This window comes from Thalassospira sp. MCCC 1A02491 (genome assembly GCF_001613785.1).
Taxonomy (GTDB): domain Bacteria; phylum Pseudomonadota; class Alphaproteobacteria; order Rhodospirillales; family Thalassospiraceae; genus Thalassospira; species Thalassospira povalilytica.
This window is the reverse complement of the sequence record NZ_LPVX01000023.1, coordinates 91,907-109,320: the sequence shown is the minus strand read 5'-3', so window position 1 is coordinate 109,320 and position 17,414 is coordinate 91,907. Positions and strand designations below refer to the sequence as shown.

Annotated in this window: 17 protein-coding genes; 8 read left to right on the top strand and 9 right to left on the bottom strand. The window is 54.3% G+C overall.

Annotated elements, in window-relative coordinates:
• Window positions 1-39 precede the first annotated feature (39 nt).
• Window positions 40-972 carry a hypothetical protein gene (locus AUQ42_RS15910; protein WP_197460807.1) on the bottom strand — a complete coding sequence of 311 codons (933 nt, stop codon included), beginning with the start codon at window positions 970-972 and terminating at the stop codon, window positions 40-42.
• Between AUQ42_RS15910 and AUQ42_RS15905 the strand changes: the two genes are divergently transcribed.
• From AUQ42_RS15905 to AUQ42_RS08040, 6 genes are all read left to right on the top strand, one after another.
• Window positions 971-1,483 (top strand): phasin family protein, encoded by a 513-nt coding sequence (locus tag AUQ42_RS15905; RefSeq protein ID WP_197460806.1) that lies wholly within the window; start codon window positions 971-973, stop codon window positions 1,481-1,483. The two genes, AUQ42_RS15910 and AUQ42_RS15905, sit on opposite strands and share 2 nt — an antisense overlap.
• 293 nt (window positions 1,484-1,776) lie before the next feature.
• Window positions 1,777-2,103: an ATP-dependent Clp protease adapter ClpS gene (gene clpS / locus AUQ42_RS08065; RefSeq protein WP_008890601.1), complete on the top strand. Its 327-nt coding sequence runs from the start codon at window positions 1,777-1,779 to the stop codon at window positions 2,101-2,103.
• Window positions 2,104-2,106: 3 nt separating this feature from the next.
• On the top strand, window positions 2,107-4,428 hold the full coding sequence (gene clpA, locus AUQ42_RS08060; RefSeq protein ID WP_068518563.1) for an ATP-dependent Clp protease ATP-binding subunit ClpA: 2,322 nt from the start codon (window positions 2,107-2,109) through the stop codon (window positions 4,426-4,428).
• Window positions 4,429-4,529: 101 nt separating this feature from the next.
• A complete protein-coding gene (locus tag AUQ42_RS08055; protein ID WP_068518562.1) occupies window positions 4,530-5,069 on the top strand; it encodes a hypothetical protein in 540 nt (179 codons plus the stop codon).
• A gap of 530 nt (window positions 5,070-5,599) precedes the next feature.
• The gene (locus AUQ42_RS08045) at window positions 5,600-6,217 is read left to right on the top strand and encodes a hypothetical protein (RefSeq protein WP_068518560.1); all 618 of its coding nucleotides are present in this window, start codon (window positions 5,600-5,602) and stop codon (window positions 6,215-6,217) included.
• Between the two features lie 11 nt (window positions 6,218-6,228).
• Complete coding sequence (locus tag AUQ42_RS08040) at window positions 6,229-7,911, top strand: methyl-accepting chemotaxis protein (protein ID WP_068518559.1); 1,683 nt, start codon at window positions 6,229-6,231, stop codon at window positions 7,909-7,911.
• Between the two features lie 168 nt (window positions 7,912-8,079).
• Here the strand turns inward: AUQ42_RS08040 and AUQ42_RS08035 are convergent, their stop codons facing one another.
• Window positions 8,080-9,240, bottom strand: a complete 1,161-nt coding sequence (locus AUQ42_RS08035; RefSeq protein WP_068518558.1) for a GNAT family N-acetyltransferase — start codon at window positions 9,238-9,240, stop codon at window positions 8,080-8,082.
• Window positions 9,241-9,412: 172 nt separating this feature from the next.
• Between AUQ42_RS08035 and serA the strand changes: the two genes are divergently transcribed.
• Entirely contained in the window at window positions 9,413-10,723 is a 1,311-nt protein-coding gene (gene serA, locus AUQ42_RS08030; protein ID WP_318271676.1) for a phosphoglycerate dehydrogenase, read from the top strand.
• Window positions 10,724-10,848: 125 nt separating this feature from the next.
• On the opposite strand, the gene AUQ42_RS08025 is transcribed toward serA, so the two are convergent.
• From AUQ42_RS08025 to AUQ42_RS08005, 5 genes are all read right to left on the bottom strand, one after another.
• On the bottom strand, window positions 10,849-11,331 hold the full coding sequence (locus AUQ42_RS08025) for a GNAT family N-acetyltransferase (protein WP_068518556.1): 483 nt from the start codon (window positions 11,329-11,331) through the stop codon (window positions 10,849-10,851).
• A 59-nt stretch (window positions 11,332-11,390) separates the two neighbouring features.
• Complete coding sequence (gene aat / locus AUQ42_RS08020; RefSeq protein ID WP_068518555.1) at window positions 11,391-12,038, bottom strand: leucyl/phenylalanyl-tRNA--protein transferase; 648 nt, start codon at window positions 12,036-12,038, stop codon at window positions 11,391-11,393.
• Between the two features lie 214 nt (window positions 12,039-12,252).
• Entirely contained in the window at window positions 12,253-13,602 is a 1,350-nt protein-coding gene (gene accC, locus AUQ42_RS08015) for an acetyl-CoA carboxylase biotin carboxylase subunit (protein ID WP_068518554.1), read from the bottom strand.
• A 17-nt stretch (window positions 13,603-13,619) separates the two neighbouring features.
• Window positions 13,620-14,048, bottom strand: a complete 429-nt coding sequence (locus AUQ42_RS08010) for an acetyl-CoA carboxylase biotin carboxyl carrier protein subunit (RefSeq protein ID WP_068518553.1) — start codon at window positions 14,046-14,048, stop codon at window positions 13,620-13,622.
• 11 nt (window positions 14,049-14,059) lie between these two features.
• Window positions 14,060-14,446 carry a type II 3-dehydroquinate dehydratase gene (locus tag AUQ42_RS08005; protein ID WP_068518552.1) on the bottom strand — a complete coding sequence of 129 codons (387 nt, stop codon included), beginning with the start codon at window positions 14,444-14,446 and terminating at the stop codon, window positions 14,060-14,062.
• Between the two features lie 312 nt (window positions 14,447-14,758).
• Between AUQ42_RS08005 and thiS the strand changes: the two genes are divergently transcribed.
• On the top strand, window positions 14,759-15,754 hold the full coding sequence (thiS, locus tag AUQ42_RS07995) for a sulfur carrier protein ThiS (RefSeq protein ID WP_068518550.1): 996 nt from the start codon (window positions 14,759-14,761) through the stop codon (window positions 15,752-15,754).
• 123 nt (window positions 15,755-15,877) lie between these two features.
• On the opposite strand, the gene AUQ42_RS07990 is transcribed toward thiS, so the two are convergent.
• Window positions 15,878-16,639 (bottom strand): DsbA family protein, encoded by a 762-nt coding sequence (locus AUQ42_RS07990; protein ID WP_068518549.1) that lies wholly within the window; start codon window positions 16,637-16,639, stop codon window positions 15,878-15,880.
• Window positions 16,640-16,714: 75 nt separating this feature from the next.
• Complete coding sequence (locus AUQ42_RS07985) at window positions 16,715-17,410, bottom strand: hypothetical protein (RefSeq protein WP_068518733.1); 696 nt, start codon at window positions 17,408-17,410, stop codon at window positions 16,715-16,717.
• Between the last annotated feature and the right edge of the window lie 4 nt (window positions 17,411-17,414).

The following is a 17,414-nucleotide window of genomic DNA, read 5'->3' as shown; positions in this document are numbered from 1 at the left end:
CAAACTGTTCTTGACCTTTGTAGGTAATTCCATCTAGGGTTATGTTGCAATGCAACATGAATTTGGGGTATCTGCCCCGGCAAGAACGAGGTTAGAAGCAATGGCTGTTTCAAAACAAAAGACCTCTGCGAGATCTGGCAAAAAGGTCTCGGCTGCTGCCAAGGCGGCACCTGCTGCGTCGGGCAACGCCAAAAAATCCACATCTGTTTCAAAGTCGGCGGTAGCGTCTGAGGGCGCCGTAAAGCGTGTCGTGATGACGTCATCTGAAATCGAAGCGGCCGCAAAGCAGGCTGACGAAAAGCCTGCTGTTTCAAAATCAGACGTGATTGCAAGCACGGCATCGGATTCCTCGCTTGCGTCCCCCGCCGCGACCCCGGAAAAGCCGGTGGCAGAGGCAACAAAACCGCCATCCGAAGCCGCAACATCCGGTTCGGAAAAAGCCGCAGAGCCTGCAAAAGCGCCGGTGGCGAAAAATACGGCGGCACAACCGGCGACTCCATCCTCAAAACAGAGTGAGGTCCCTAAACAGACCAAGCCGGTGGCATCCCCGGCGTCGAAAAAGTCGGCGTCGGCTGCTGTGAAGAAGCCGAAAAAGTCTGCTTCATCCGCTGCGCCATCCCCATCCGCGTCAACAAAACCCGGGGCAGAGGCAAAACCGCGATCGGTTGCCAAGACCCCCGAACAGTCAAGCGCGCCAGTTACCTCTTCTGATACTGAAAGGGCGAGTACCGTGAGTACGACAAGCAAGTCTGCGCCAGCAGCCAAAAAAGCCACTTCCTCCGCAGCCCCGAAAAAAGCAGCAGCCCCCAAAAAGACCGCTGCCGCGGTCGCGGCAAAGCCTGCCAGCAAGCCTGTTGCAAAACCATCAGCCCCCCAAATCGTGGCAGCATCGACCGATACCGCCAAAGCCGCAGCAACGCCTGCGCCATCAGCGAAAAATGATGATGTGTTCGGTTTTGGTGCGATGTTCATGGATCAGGATGCTATGGAAAGTTATCTCGCCCTGTGGAAGGCGCCAGAAATGGATGCCATCATGACCGCAGGAAGCGATGCGATCGAGGAAAGCATTTCTGTTGCTAACGAAGCATTCAGCAAGCTTTTCGATACCATGACCGGTCAGTCGGACGTGTTTTCCGGTGCGGGATCGCGCATGGCGGCCCAGTGCGAAGAGATCATCGAAGCACAGCAGAAAAATATTGGCGAGGCATTGCAGGCGTCCATGACCCTGTTTGAAAAGACCGGGGGCATCGGAACGGAGCTTGCCGGATGGATGCAGCGTGAAATCGAAGCATCACAAGCCGATATCGACGCCCTGGCCAAGGCCGAAAGCCTGTCTGATATTCAGGATTTGCAGGCAAAAATCCTCAAGCGTTATGTCGATAGCAGCGTTGCCGAAACCGAAAAGGTTCAGGAAATCATGTTTGCAGCCATGACCGACAGCATCACCGCGATGTCAAAAGCAGCAAATGCCGTGATGAAATGATCCCAAAACGTTCGGGTTTCCGTATTCTGCAATGAAGATCAAGGCGGGCATGACATCGCGTCATGCCCGTTTTCTTTTGGGCTTGCGTGATTTGTCGCCATTTTCGGGCCGTGCCGACAGCCGGGTTTGCATGAAGTTTATCGGGTGATCTTGCAGCGTGTCATTCTCAGCCTAAATGAATTGAAGATAGACGATAATTTAGTGACACGATTTTAAGCTGCGGCCTTTGAAAGAGCCTGGCAATGACCTATCATGAAGTTCATGCAGGAAATAAGGGTTCCGGTAAGTAGACGATGACTGAACAGGATAATGACGGCACTGATCTGCCAAACACGGGGATCGTAACAAAGACACGGCCCAAGACGAAAAAGCCGTCCATGTACAAGGTGCTGTTGCTGAACGACGATTACACTCCGATGGAGTTCGTCGTGCACGTGTTGGAACGGTTTTTCGAGAAAGGCCGGGAAGAGGCCACCGAAATCATGCTTCAGGTTCACCGCAAGGGCGTTGGGGTATGTGGTGTGTTTACGTACGAAATTGCGGAGACCAAGGTTAACCAGGTCATGGATCTGGCCCGCCAGAATCAGCATCCGCTGCAGTGTACCTTAGAGAAGGAGTGACATATGCTATCGCGCAATCTTGAAGAAAGCCTGCATCGTGCGCTCGCATATGCGTCGGAGCGCCGCCACGAATATGCCACTCTAGAACATCTTCTTCTGTCTCTGACCGAAGATCAGGATGCGCTCGCCGTGCTCAAGGCATGCCGGGTCGATATTGATCGCTTGCGCTCAGACCTTCTGGAATTCGCAGACAGCGAACTTTCCGGCCTGATCAGCGCCCGGTTGATCGACCCGAAACCGACTGCCGGGTTCCAGCGCGTTATCCAGCGGGCAGCCATCCATGTCCAGTCATCCGGGCGCGAGGAAGTAACCGGTGCAAACGTGCTGGTCGCCTTGTTCTCGGAACGGGAATCGCACGCGGTTTATTACCTGCAGCTTCAGGATATGACCCGTCTTGATGCGGTGAATTACATTTCCCACGGCATTGCCAAGGCGTCCGAGCTTAATGAACGTCGCATCCCGCGCGGTGCGGATGAAGAGCCGGTTGCCGGTATGCCGCCAGAAGGTGACGACAGCAGCCCGGCCGAGGGTGAGGCTCTTAAGGCGTATTGCGTCAACCTGAATGTCAAAGCCCAGAAGGGCAAGATTGACCCGTTGATCGGTCGCCAAAGCGAGATCGAGCGCACTATCCAGGTACTGTGTCGTCGTACCAAAAACAACCCGCTTTATGTGGGCGACCCGGGTGTTGGCAAAACCGCCATCGCCGAAGGGCTGGCGCGTCGTATCAATGATGGTGACGTGCCCGAAGTTCTGGCGGATGCCACGATCTTTGCCCTTGATATGGGCGCGTTGCTGGCCGGGACCCGCTATCGCGGGGACTTTGAGGAGCGCCTGAAAGCGGTCGTCAAGGAACTCGAAGAATACGAAGGTGCGGTCCTGTTCATCGACGAAATCCACACTGTGATCGGTGCCGGGGCAACATCGGGTGGGGCAATGGATGCGTCCAACCTGCTCAAGCCGGCATTGGCCAGCGGTTCGCTGCGCTGCATCGGCTCGACGACCTACAAGGAATTCCGTGGTCATTTTGAAAAGGACCGCGCCCTTGTTCGTCGTTTCCAGAAAATCGATGTCGAAGAACCGTCCGAAGAAGATACCGTCAAGATCCTCAAGGGGCTGAAGCCCTATTACGAGGATCATCACAAGGTCAAATACACCAACGAAGCCCTGCGTTCGGCGGTGGAACTGGCATCGCGCTATATCAATGACCGCAAGCGTCCTGATAGTGCGATTGACGTGATTGACGAAGTCGGTGCATCGCGGATGTTGATGGCACCAAGCAAGCGCAAGCGCACGGTGGGCAAGCGCGACGTCGAAGAAATCGTCGCGAAAATTGCCCGCATCCCGCCAAAATCGGTTTCGACCGATGACCGCAAGGCATTGGCAAATCTTGAACGTGATCTGAAAACCGTTGTCTTTGGTCAGGATAAGGCGATCGAGGCGGTGGCAAGTGCGATCAAGCTTGCGCGTGCGGGCTTGCGCGAACCTGAAAAACCGATTGGCAGCTATCTTTTCTCCGGTCCGACCGGGGTTGGCAAGACCGAGGTCACCAAACAGCTGGCAACCGTCATGGGGATTGAATTCATCCGCTTTGACATGTCGGAATATATGGAACGACACAGCGTGTCGCGCCTGATCGGTGCGCCGCCGGGCTATGTCGGGTTTGATCAGGGCGGTCTTCTGACCGATGCTGTTGATCAGCACCCGCATGCGGTGGTTCTGCTTGATGAAATTGAAAAGGCTCACCCGGACCTGTTCAACATCCTGCTTCAGGTCATGGATCACGGCAAGCTGACGGACAATAACGGCAAAACCGTTGATTTCCGCAATGTGGTTCTGGTCATGACCACCAATGCCGGTGCATCGGACATGGCCAAGCCGCCCATCGGCTTCAAGCGCGAAATGCGGATCGGCGAAGATGAAGAGGCGATCAAGCGCACCTTCTCCCCGGAATTCCGTAACCGTCTGGATGCGGTTATTCCGTTCGCCAATCTGCAGCCCGAAGTGGTCAAGATGGTGGTCGACAAGTTCATCTTGCAGCTTGAAGTCCAGCTTGCGGATCGGAATGTGTCGATCGAACTTACCGAAGCCGCAAGAAGCTGGCTGGCAGAACGTGGCTATGACGTTGCCTTTGGTGCGCGTCCGTTGGGTCGTGTGATTCAGGAGCATGTCAAAAAGCCGCTGGCCGAGGAGCTTCTGTTTGGCAAGCTTTCCAAAGGCGGGGCCGTGCTTGTCGATATTGAAGACGATGCGGTCATCTTCCGCTATCCGGAAGATGGCGATGACAAGAAACACGTCAAAAAGAACCCGGAAATGGTTGAAGGGTAAAACGACACCCGGACTTGGTGTGTTGTTAATCATTGGCGGTTAAATTGTGCCCGGGATGTTGTTTCCCGGGCACAATTTTAAAATAAGAACGCCAGAACACGATGAGCCAGGCTGCACAAAGAAAATATCGAACAGAGGTCGAGGAATTCCTTTCCCGGCTGGAATTGCGTGCGCGCAAGCTGATTGCGTTGGCCGACAATCTGGAAAAAACCACCGACAAGATGGATGTTACCGGGTATCGACCCTTCCGCGAGGAGGTCGATAACTTCAAGGCTTTGTCGCTGGTGATCAAAGAGCGGATGAACAAGCTTGAGTCGCATCCGAAAAAAGAAGAACTGGAAGGCCAGTTTCATAAGCTTCAGGTCCTGATGCTGCGTTTGGTGATCAAGACCAGTTTGAAGTTCTTCTTTGTCATGAGTGCCAAGGAAAACCTGCCGCTTGGTGCGCGCGAAATGTTTCAGAGCGAGCTGCGCACTTTATACGAGGCAGAGCGCATGATCTCTGATCCGCGCTATATCAGTCAGCTTGATGAATCCGCGCGCGATGATCTGGAAACGGCCAAATCCATTCTTGAAGAAATCATCGAAAAAGCACCAGCCTTGCTGAATTTCGGGGCGCAGAAGAAAAAGCGCCGCCGCTGATTGCCCGGTGAAAGTCAGACCTGTTGCGTGTTTTGGAATTGCAATTTGCAAAATGCAAAGATTGATTGTTGCATTTTGCAATCTTTGCATTTTGAAATGCAAAGATCATTTGAACCTGTTGAGATGGTCAGGTTCGGTTTCGATGAAAAATCCCTAAAAATTGCGATTTTTCACGGATTTAAAAAGTTGGCACGCTTCCTGCTTATGTCATGTCGGACAGTTGTTCTTTGCAGGGGCGCGTTTCGCGCCTGGAACAACGTAATCTTCTGCAGTTTGCTCGTGTCCCAACCAAACTCAGCGGCGGTTTTTCCGCCGCTTTTTTCTTTCCCGGATTTCAAAAGCTTGTAACTGGTACTCTTGTCGATGTGCCCGCAATCCACATATTGAATCGTGTGGAAGTCTACCCGTGCGCTTCCGCTAATGCCTTGTTTCTAACAAAAAGTTGTATGGATGCTTTTCCTTTGGTATAAATACCTATACTTTTAGTTAGTGCTTTCTTGGCTGCAAACAAAGCTGTGGGAGGGAAACCGATGAAGTCTACGAGAAGTATGGTCCTGACAGGGATACTTGCGGCAGCGATATTTGCTGTGCCGCAGGCTGCCATGGCCAAGGCAGAGCTGCCAGGCAATCCGAATGATCTGATTACAGATGCGCTTATCAAGGATATCCGGGGATGGTTGGCCAACCCGGTCGTGGCTTTGTCGATCAATTCCCAGAACCGTCTGCGAAAAGACATGACGCAGGATCAGATTGACGCCGCGGACAAACAATGGCGCGCCGAACGCGAAGCCGATGATCAGCCCCTTGTGGCGGCCATTCTTACCAATCCGCTTTCCAGTTATCTGACCCAGGTGCAGGCCCGTTCCGGCGGTCTTTATGCCGAAATTTTCGTCATGGATGCGGTGGGCTTGAATGTCGGACAGAGTTCGATCACGTCGGACTTCTGGCAGGGCGACGAGGGCAAGTTCCAGAATACTTTCCCCAAGGGGCCCAACGCCGTCTTTATCGACGAAGCAGAATATAACGAAGAGTCTGATTCCTGGCGTTCCCAGCTCAACATGACCATGAGCGACGAAAACCAGCAGGCGATTGGCGCTGTGACCATTGAGGTCAATTTGAATGAACTCGTGCGGCGCGGCAGTCAGTAGGGAGAAACGCCATGAATTTCTTTAAGGATCTTTCCATCCCCGCCAAACTGACAACCTGTTTTGCGATCATGATTGCCGTGATCCTGATGGTTGCCGCCGCGGGCATGTTTGCGACCATGCAGGTCAAAAACGCCAATGAACAGCGCGATTATCTTTCAACCTTTGAACGCGATTATCGCAACCTTGACCGCGCCTATCTGATGGCCCGCCAGGAACTGATCTATTTCCTGACCACTGGCGACCGCGAAGGGTTGCTCAGCTATCAGAAGTCGCTTGAGGAAATCGACACCCGCACCGACGTGCTTAAGGGGTATAGCTCGATCAATGCCGATATCGCGACCTTGATCGAGGAAATGGATGGCGCAATTGACCGCTGGGAAGAGATTGCCGGCGAACAGGCGAAGCTGATGCGTCACTATCTGACGGTGAACCATGCTCGCGCGATCGAAGCATCGGGTGAACCGCGTGAACTGTCCGATCGCGTCAGCATGATTGCCGGTGATCTGGCCAAGGCGATTGACCAGCTTGTGCTTGATGTCGAAAGCAAGGTCGATCAGGCCATGCAGATTTTCCAGGTTACACTGGGTGTCGGTGTTGTGCTGCTGATTGCGATGGCCGCCTTGTTCGGTGGGACGCTGTCGCGGATGATTGCAACGCCAATCCGCAAAATGACCGAAGCCATGGGCAGTCTTGCATCGGGCAACCTCGATATCGAAACGCTTGATATGAAGCGCAATGACGAGGTCGGTGCAATGGCCAAGTCGCTTGAAGTCTTCAAGGAGAATGCCCGCGAACGTGCCCGCATGGCCGAACAGGAAAAAGTCGAAGCCGAACGCCAGGTCGCCCGCACCAAGAAAATGGGTGTCCTGACCAAAGGATTTGACGAAAAAATCCAGGATGTCCTGAGTTCGGTGAATGCGGCCCTTGATGAAGTCCGTTCTGCATCCGAAATCCTGACGTCACATGCGGTTCGGGCCAATCAGGATGCCCAGAACGTGGCCGAACAGGCCGAAGAATCATCCACCAATATCGAAACGGTGGCATCGGCAACCGCACAGCTTTCGGCGTCGATTTCGGAAATCTCGTCGCAGATTGCCCGGGTTACCGAAATCACCCAGATTGCGGTCGGTGAGACCGAACGGACCAATGAACGGGTGGAAAAACTCAACGAAGCCGCCCAAAGTGTTGGCGAAGTCGTCAATCTGATCAGTGACATCGCCGATCAGACCAACCTTCTGGCCCTGAACGCAACGATTGAATCGGCGCGCGCGGGCGAGGCGGGCAAAGGCTTTGCCGTTGTGGCGGGCGAAGTCAAAAATCTGGCATCCCAGACCGTCAAGGCGACCGAGCAAATCACGGCAAAGATCGTTGAAATGCAAAGTGAGTCCGGTGCCGCGGCCGAAGCCGTGCGCGGATTTGCCGACACGATCCAGAAAATCGACGAACTGATGTCGGTTGTCGCCAGTGCCGTCGAAGAGCAGGGGGCCGCGACCGAGGAAATCTCGCGCAGTGTCGAAGGCGCTGCAAACGGCAATATCGCCATTTCCAACGCGGTTAAAAGCGTTGCAGTGGCGACCACGGAAAGCGGTGATTTGTCGAACGGACAGCTCGACAGTGTTGGCAAACTTGCCGCTGCTAACGATGAGTTACGCACACATGTCAACGGCTTCCTGGATGACGTCCGGACTGTCTAGGCCTGCTTGAAAATGATCATTCAAAAGGCGCAAGGGGAACCTTGCGCCTTTTTGTTTTGGCGATGCTGTTTTGGCCGGCTGCTTCTGCCCGCGGGGATTTGGTCCGCGTGATTTGGGAAGCGCGATTTTATCAGGGCGAATTAGTCGGCGTGAATTAGCCGGCGTGATTTAGTCGGGGGCCTGAACCTTGCGATAGGGGCTGTGTTCGGCAAGGATATAGTCCCGGTCCTGCGCAATATGGGTTTGTTCCTGTCTTAGGAATTGCTCGACAGCGCGCCGAAGCCCCGGATCGGCAATCAGATGTGCCGAGTGGGTTATGACCGGCTCGTAGCCGCGCTGGATTTTATGTTCACCCTGTGCGCCGGCCTCGACCGTTTTAAGGCCATGGGCAATGGCGATATCGATTGCCTGATAATAGCAGGTTTCGAAATGCAGAAGCGGCGTGCGGTCGATCGTGCCCCAGTTGCGGCCATAAAGCGTATCGTTGCCAATCAGGTTAAGCGCACCGGCAACCATTTCATCATCGCGAAAAGCCGCCACCAGAACCGTGCGGTCGCGCACTCTTTCATGCAGAAGATCAAAAAACGTCCGGGTCAGATAGGCCTGTCCCCATTTGCGATCGGATGTATCGCGATAGAAATGGTAAAACCGGTCCCAGTGATGGGGTTTAAGGTCATCACCGCGGAGTGATTCAAACCGGTATCCGGCTTCAAGAACCTGCTTGCGTTCCTTGCGCAGGTTCTTGCGTTTGCGCGAATTCAGTGCGGCCAGAAAATCGTCAAAATTCTGATAGTCGCGATTATGCCAGTGATACTGGATGCCGCTGCGTCGCAGGAAACCGGCATCTTCCATCAGGCGGCTTTCATCATCGTGACAAAACGTCACATGCAGTGTCGCCATGCCAAGCTTTTCGGGCAGCATTGCCAACCCGTCAATCAGGATGCGGCGTACGGAATCCGGATCGGGATGGTCATTGGCTACCAGCAATCTGGGGCCCGGAACCGGGGAAAACGGCACGGCTGATTGCAGTTTGGGATAATATTTTCCGCCCGCCCGTTCATAGGCCTCGGCCCAGCTCCAGTCGAACACATATTCGCCGTAAGAATGGGCTTTGACATAAAGCGGCACAATGCCGATCGCCTGGCCTGCTTCATCATTCAATACCAGATGAAACGGCTGCCAGCCGGTTTGCGCATTTGTCGATGCGCTGTCTTCCATCGCCGACAAGAAGGCAAAGCTGACAAACGGATTGTCCGTACCGGCACATTTATCCCACTGGGCTTGGCCGATGGTGTGGATATCGGTGACGGTTTTGATTTCGGCAGGCAATTCTTTATCCCCTGATCAGGCTGTCATGCGGTTGGTGACCCGTGCGGGTCTTTGTTTTTGTACGCATTAGCCGGTATATGCGTTCAGAAGATAGGGGCAATGCACATTTACGCAAGGGAAAGCCTTTGACGGACGCGCTTCAAGGCCCTATTTCATTGGTCCACGGGCCGTTATGGAACGGCCTGATAAACGGCTCGGGGATTATCCCGTGTCGCCCTCGCGAAGAAAAGGATGGTGCGCCGTGAACAGCAAACTTTCGTTGGAGAAGGACAAGATCAAGATCGTCCTGCTCGAAGGTATCCATGAAAACGCTGTAAAGATGTTCAAAGAGGCCGGCTACTCTAATGTCGACCATTACCCTGCTGCGCTCGACGCGGACGAACTGAAGTCCGTCGTCTCCGATGCGCACTTCCTGGGCATCCGTTCCCGCACCAAACTGACCGAAGAAATCATCGATTCCGCCTCCAAGCTGACCTCGATCGGCTGTTTCTGTATCGGCACCAACCAGGTTGACCTGACCGCTGCTGCGATGCGCGGTATTCCGGTCTTCAATGCGCCGTATTCGAACACCCGTTCGGTGGCAGAACTCGTTCTGGGCCAGATCATCATGCTGCTGCGTGGCATCCCGCAGCGCAATGCGGCGGCTCATAATGGTGGCTGGCTTAAAAACGCCAAGGGATCGTTCGAAGCCCGCGGCAAGACGCTTGGTATTATCGGCTATGGCCATATCGGGTCGCAGCTGTCGGTTCTGGCCGAATCACTTGGCATGAACGTCATTTATTTTGACGTGATCAACAAGCTTGCCATGGGCAATGCGACCGCCTGTGCATCGATGGACGAACTGCTGGCGAAATCCGATGTGGTGTCGCTTCATGTTCCGGCCAATGAGCAGACCAAAAACATGATCACGGCGACTGAGATCGCCAAAATGAAAAAGGGCGCGCACCTGATCAATGCGGCACGTGGCAACGTGATCGTGATCGAAGATCTGGCGGCTGCTCTTGAAAGCGGTCATCTGGCAGGTGCAGCACTTGACGTGTTCCCGGTTGAACCGGCTGGCAAGGATGAAGAATTCGAAAGCCCGCTGCGTGGTATGGATAACGTCATCCTGACCCCGCATATCGGTGGTTCCACCCAAGAAGCACAGGAAAATATCGGGATCGAAGTGGCCGACAAGCTGATCACGTATTCCGATAACGGTTCGACCCTTGGCGCGGTCAACTTCCCGGAAGTATCGCTTCCGGTCAAGGATCGTTCCCACACCCGGTTCCTGCACATTCACCGCAACGTTCCGGGCGTGCTGCTGAAAATCAACGATGTCTTTGCATCGCGTGGCATCAATATCAGCGGCCAGTATCTGCGTTCTGAAGGCGGCGTTGGATATGTCGTCGTCGAAGTTGACGAGGAAATCAAACCGGGTGCCGGCGTGCGCAAGGAACTTGCTGCCATCGACGGTACGCTGCGCGTGCGTTTCCTGTTCTGATCAGGTTCTGATCGGGCATCAATCAGCTTTCAAACAAAAAGGGGCGGGTGCCATATGGTGCCCGCCCTTTTTCTGTCTTGGGGCAAAAATACCCCGGAGCAATTTCAATCTGAACAGAAAAGGCTCTAGAGTTTGCGATACATCACCAATGCATCGGTTTCGCCAAGGGTCGGGTGCATGAAGGCACCGGGCAGGCGACCGACAATTTCAAAGCCGAGTTTCGGCCATAAATGAACAGCCGCCGCATTGCTGGCGATGACGAAATTGAATTGCATGGCGCGATAGCCAAGCTCCTTGGCGCGGACAAGCGAATCCTCGCACATGCGGCGCGCAATGCCGCGGCCGCTGGCCTTCGGGGATGTCATATAGCCGCAATTACAGACATGCGATCCGCCGCCACCCTGATTTTGCCGGATGTAATAGGTGCCAACAACATTGCCGTCTTCTTCGGCGACCAGCGTCACCTTGTCCGGGGCCATCCAGTATTTGATGACGTCATCGTCGCTCAGATCACTGTCGATGGCATAGGTTTCCCCGGACCGTAATGTCGGGGCGACGATATCAAGAATGGCGGGGATGTCCTGATCGGTTGCGAGGCGGATATTCATCTGATGGCTCGTTCGGTGGCGTGGTGGGCGGGTAAATCCGGAACCGCTGGGTTCTGCCCCTAACTATCGCCGCCCGAAAGCGTTTGTTCAAGAAATTCCGGTTCGACCTCGAACGGAAGATTTGCGCGTCCGGCCAATGCCTTGGCCAGTTCATTGCGATATCGTTCGCGCGGGATTTCCAGAACGCCAAACTGTTTGAGATGGTCATTCACAAACTGCGTATCCAGAAGGCTGAATCCCCCCTGGCGCATCAGGGCAACCAGATGAACCAGTGCGACCTTTGATGCATTGGTGGCACGCGAAAACATGCTTTCGCCAAAGAATGCCTTGCCAAGGCTGACGCCATAAAGCCCGCCGACCAGTTCGCCATCTTTCCAGGCCTCGATCGAATGGGCACAGCCCATCTTGTGAAGCGCGCAATAGGCTTCAAGGATATTGTCATTGATCCAGGTATCGTCGCGGGTATCGGTCTGTTCGGCACATGCACGGATAACGTCGGGAAAGGCGCGGTCGACATGGATTTTATAGATGCCTTTGCGCACGGCCTTTTTCAGGCTGCGCGGGACGTGGAAGCCCTCAAGCGGCAATACACCCCGCCATTCCGGGTCGATCCAGTAAAGGGTTGGATCATCATGACTTTCAGCCATGGGAAACAGACCGACGGAATAGGCGCGGATCAACAGATCAGGGGTCAGCTGGTTCGACATGATCGCAGTGATAATTGTTTTTGTCCTGTCTATCTGACGTCAAAATACATATGAGAACGCCGTCATTTCAGACAAGGTGTCATATCAAACATGACGGGATCCATGGTCAAGTTTATCGGCGCAAGATTAATTATTTAATGCCGGGTGATCTGAAATCGCGCCATAAAAAAACGGGAACCCGAAGGTTCCCGTTTGATGTCTGTATCCGGATCGATCACAGAGTTTTCTTCATACCCATGAACTTTTCCAGCCAGTGGATGTCATAATCCCCTTTCTGGATGTCCGGGTTCGCCAGAAGCGTCTGGTGCAGCGGAATGGTGGTTTTGATACCGCCAATCGCATATTCGGCCAGCGCACGGCGCAGGCGCATCATGCATTCTTCACGATCACGGCCATGTACGATCAGCTTGGCAATCATGCTGTCGTAATAGGGCGGGATCGAATAGCCGGTATAGATACCGCTATCGACGCGCACGCCAAGGCCGCCCGGTGCATGATATTCCTTGATCTTGCCCGGCGACGGGACAAAGGTCTTGGGATCTTCTGCGTTGATACGGCATTCAATGGCATGACCATGAATTTCAAGGTCTTCCTGTTTAAATGACAGTTCCAGGCCCGCAGCAACGCGGATCTGTTCACGCACAAGGTCAACACCGGAAATCATTTCCGTGACCGGATGTTCCACCTGAAGACGGGTGTTCATTTCAATGAAATAGAACTCGCCATTTTCATACAGGAACTCGATCGTGCCGGCATTGCGATAGCCCATGCCGATCATGGCATTGGCAACGGTCGAACCGATGCGTTCGCGTTCTTCCGGCGTCAGGGTCGGAGACGGTGCTTCTTCAAGAACCTTCTGGTGACGACGCTGCAAGGAGCAATCACGTTCAAACAGGTGAACGGCGTTGCCATGGCTGTCACCGATGACCTGCAATTCGATGTGGCGCGGCTTGCCCAGATATTTTTCCATATAAACCGCAGCATTGCCGAAGTTCTGCAATGCTTCCTTACGGGTCATGGAAAATGCTTCGGCAAGGTCTTCTTCGCGTTCAACGACTTTCATGCCGCGACCGCCGCCGCCACCCGATGCCTTGATCAGGACCGGATAACCGATTTCCTTGGCGCATTTGCGGGCTTCGTCAACGGTGGCGATTTCGCCATCGGACCCCGGAACGCACGGAATGCCAAGTTTTTCGGCCGTTTGCTTTGCGGTGATCTTATCGCCCATCATGCGGATATGTTCCGCGGTCGGGCCGATAAAGACAAAGCCGTGTTCTTCGACCATGGCTGCGAAATCGGCATTTTCCGACAGGAAGCCATATCCCGGATGGATGGCTTCGGCGCCGGTGATTTCAGCTGCCGACAGGATGGCCGGAATATTCAGATAGCTGTCTTTGGATGCTGCCGGGCCGATGCAGACCGATTCGTCGGCCAGACGCACATGCATGGCGTCCGCATCGGCGGTGGAATGCACCGCGACAGTTTTGATGCCCATTTCACGGCAGGCGCGCTGAATACGAAGCGCGATTTCGCCGCGGTTGGCAATCAGGATTTTGTCGAACATGCGGTTCTTACCCCGGCTTATTCAATAATGATCAGCGGTTCGTCATATTCGACCGGATGGCCGTCGGTCGCAAGAATCTGGGTCACTTTGCCCGATTTCGGCGCACGGATCGGGTTGAAGGTCTTCATTGCTTCGATCAGCATCAGGGTCTGACCTTCGGCAACGGTCGACCCGACCGAGATGAACGGAGCCGCACCCGGTTCCGGTGCAAAGTAAACAACACCGACCATCGGTGATTTCACTGCGCCCGGATGGGATGCCGCATCAGACGGCGCCGCAGCAGCGGCAGCAACCGGTGCAGCAGGGGCTGCTGCAACCATGGTGCCCTGGCGGGCAACACGAATGCGGTTGTCACCAGCGGCAACTTCAATTTCGGTCAGATTGGTGTCGTCCAGCAGCTCTGCGAGCTGGCGAATGGCGTCATTGTCGATGTTGAACTTGCTCATTTCGATATCTTTTATGATGGTGTGTGGATCAATCCGCGCATGGCATCCAGGGCGTGGTTATAACTCTGGTCGCCAAAGCCATAGATCATACCGTTTGCAGCGTTTGAGACGTTTGACAAAAGTCTTATGGCGTCCCGCTTTTGAATATTGGACAGATGGACCTCGATCATCGGCAAATCTGATGCCCCAATCGCATCGAGGATCGCAACCGATGTGTGCGTATATGCCCCAGCATCGCAAAGAATGCCAGAATCTTCTTGTCGGGTTTCCTGAAACCAGTCAACCAGTTCACCTTTGTTGTTGTCTTCATGGCAGATGGCCCGAAGGCAAACAGCCGTGTCATTGACTTCACATCGATCCTTGATCACGTGCAATGTCATCTTATCCCAGACATCCATTCAGGCGTTTCAAGGGCCGTTTTCCGACCATACGCCCAACTTTTGGTGCTGCGTTTATAACACGACCAAAGTCTGACGCAACGTTGCAATAAGCATCGGCAATGCAGCATTGCATCGCTGCTTTGTCATTATCGAACGTCGTTGCGACGACTTCCGGGGCATCGGATGTCTGCATGGACAAAGCCGGACTTTGTCCATAACTGGTCATAACCGGCTCTGCTCATCACAAGACAGCTTGCCTCGGGCAGGGCAGCTGCGCATACTGCGCGGCAATCATGAAGATTTTGATACCACAGGGATTGAACGAAAAAGATGCTTCTGACGATCAACGGTGAAGACCGGACTATCGAGAATGCCGCAAATGTAGAAGAACTGCTGGGCCAGTTGGGCATTGCCGCAACCAAGGTCGCGGTTGAGCGAAATCTCGAAATCGTGCCCAAAACAGCCTATGGGCAAACGGCTCTTGCCGATGGTGACAAGCTTGAGATCGTCCACTTCATCGGTGGCGGTTCGGGGGAAGCCGATCTGGCGGCCGCTGATGATGACGGTTTTGTCGTTGCCGGTAAAAAATTCTCGTCGCGTTTGCTGGTAGGCACCGGCAAATACAAGGATTTCGAGGAAACCAAAATCGCAATTGAGGCATCAGGTGCCGAAATCGTCACGGTTGCCGTACGCCGTGTCAATCTGACCGATCCCAACCAGCCGATGCTGGTCGATTATGTCGATCCGAAGAAATATACCTATCTGCCCAATACAGCGGGTTGCTTTACCGCCGATGATGCGGTGCGCACCCTGCGTCTGGCGCGTGAAGCAGGCGGCTGGAATCTGGTAAAGCTTGAAGTGCTGGGTGATCAGGCAACGCTTTATCCCAACATGCCCGAAACGCTTAAGGCGGCCGAAGCCCTGATCAAGGATGGCTTTGATGTCATGGTTTATTGCAGCGACGATCCCATCCAGGCGAAGATGCTTGAAGATATGGGCTGCTGCGCCATCATGCCGCTGGGATCGCTGATCGGGTCGGGCATGGGGATCCTTAACCCCGTCAATATCGCCCTGATCAAGGAAAATGCCAATGTGCCGGTCCTGGTTGATGCTGGCGTCGGGACGGCATCGGATGCGGCCGTTGCCATGGAGCTTGGCTGTGACGGGGTTCTGATGAATACCGCAATTGCCGGGGCCAAGGACCCGATCCGCATGGCGCGCGCGATGAAGCATGCCATCATTGCCGGACGCGAATCCTTCCTGGCTGGTCGCATGCCCAAAAAGAAATATGCAGATCCGTCATCCCCGCTGGCGGGGATCATCTGATCTGAATGCTGTTTGCGTAAAACAAAGGCCCGTTTCGAAATCGAAACGGGCCTTTGTCGTTTTGTTCGGACTGCGCAACGGTGTGACTGCAAATGTTGTCACAATGGCGCAGGGGGCGAAAAATCAGGATGCTTCTTCAAGCCCGGTTTTCACCAGCGCATTGACACGATCCATATCCGCGCCCGATACCATGGTGCCATTGATGATAAAGGCGGGCGTTCCGCTGATGCCAACGGTGCGGGCCATTGCCGCATATTGGGCGATCATGCCGCCGATTTCGGGCGACTGCATGTCTTCGCGCATTTTGGCAACATCGACACCGGCAGATGCGGCAAGCTCGTCAATGCGGGTGTCATCAAGAAGGCCACGGTTGGCCATGAAGGCTTCGTGGATTTCCATATATTTGCCCTGCTTGTCGGCGGCCAGTGCGGCGCGTGCGGCCGTGGCACTTTCTTCACGCAGGATCGGGAATTCAACAAAGATGGTCCGGACTTTGCCGTCATGTTCCTTGGCGATATCCATCACGCCATCAAAGGCACGCTTGCAATAGCCGCAATGATAGTCAAAAAACTCGATTACAGTGACCGGGGCATCAACCGGGCCCAAAGACGGAACCGAGCTGTCAGCCACCAGCGCATCCCAGACCGGGGTGATGGCTTCTGCCTGCTGACGGGCCTTTTCGGTGGCCTGCCAGACCTGAACATTCTGGATGGCGCGCAACAGCACATCCGGATTTTTCAAAAGATAGTCTTCAATCAGGCTTTCGACGGCGGCTTTTTGTCCATCGCTCAGCGTTTCATCGGCCTGCGCAAGCGAAGCACCAAACAGCATGGTCGTGGCAATCGCGCTGCAGCCAAGGAAGCGTTTTACAATCTTGGAATTCATCGGGTGTCCTTCTGTGACTGTGGCCGCTTATGGCCTGACGGTTAAGAGTTGGTTCTGTGATACGGGATCAGGCCGCTAACGGGAAAGTAAAATATGCGTTAGATAGGTGATCCCACTCACAGGAGGTTTATGGTCGCGACCCGGAACAATCCCGATCCAGACAAGGCGCACCTCGTCGCTTCTGGCTTCTGGCCAGTACCGGCGATAAAGGGTCGAAAGATCAAAATATTCGCGCTGCCATTCACCATATTGAACTGATGGCTGTCCGACGGGAATGCGGACAAGCTGGTCAATTGCCGGTTTGCCCGATCCAAGATCACCTTCCCGCCAGCTTCCCTGGCTTTGTCGGCGAAATCCGAGTTCCAATTCAATGTCGCCAATCTGGGCCGTGCTGTTGAATTGCCAGTCAAACGACAGATATGGCGAGGCCAGAACAATAACATTGGTCCGGCGTCCGAATTCAAACGATCCAAGCCCCGGACGGGCTGCCAGCGCAATCCGGCCATCCTTGTCAGACCATTGTAATGGCAGATCTGACGCTGACGCCGATGTCCGGCTCAAATCCTGGCTTGCGTAGGGTTTCTGATCAACGGTCCAGTAGCGCGGCGGATGATCAAGCGAAAAGGGCGCATATAGAAGTTTCAGATCACCACCGACATCAACCCCGGCCCCCGGAAGGGCACAGGCCGTGATCTGGCTTGTTGCCATCACCAGTACCCAAACGCCCAAAAAGCGTTTGAGAACCGGAAATGTTTTGAAGATTGCGGACATTGGC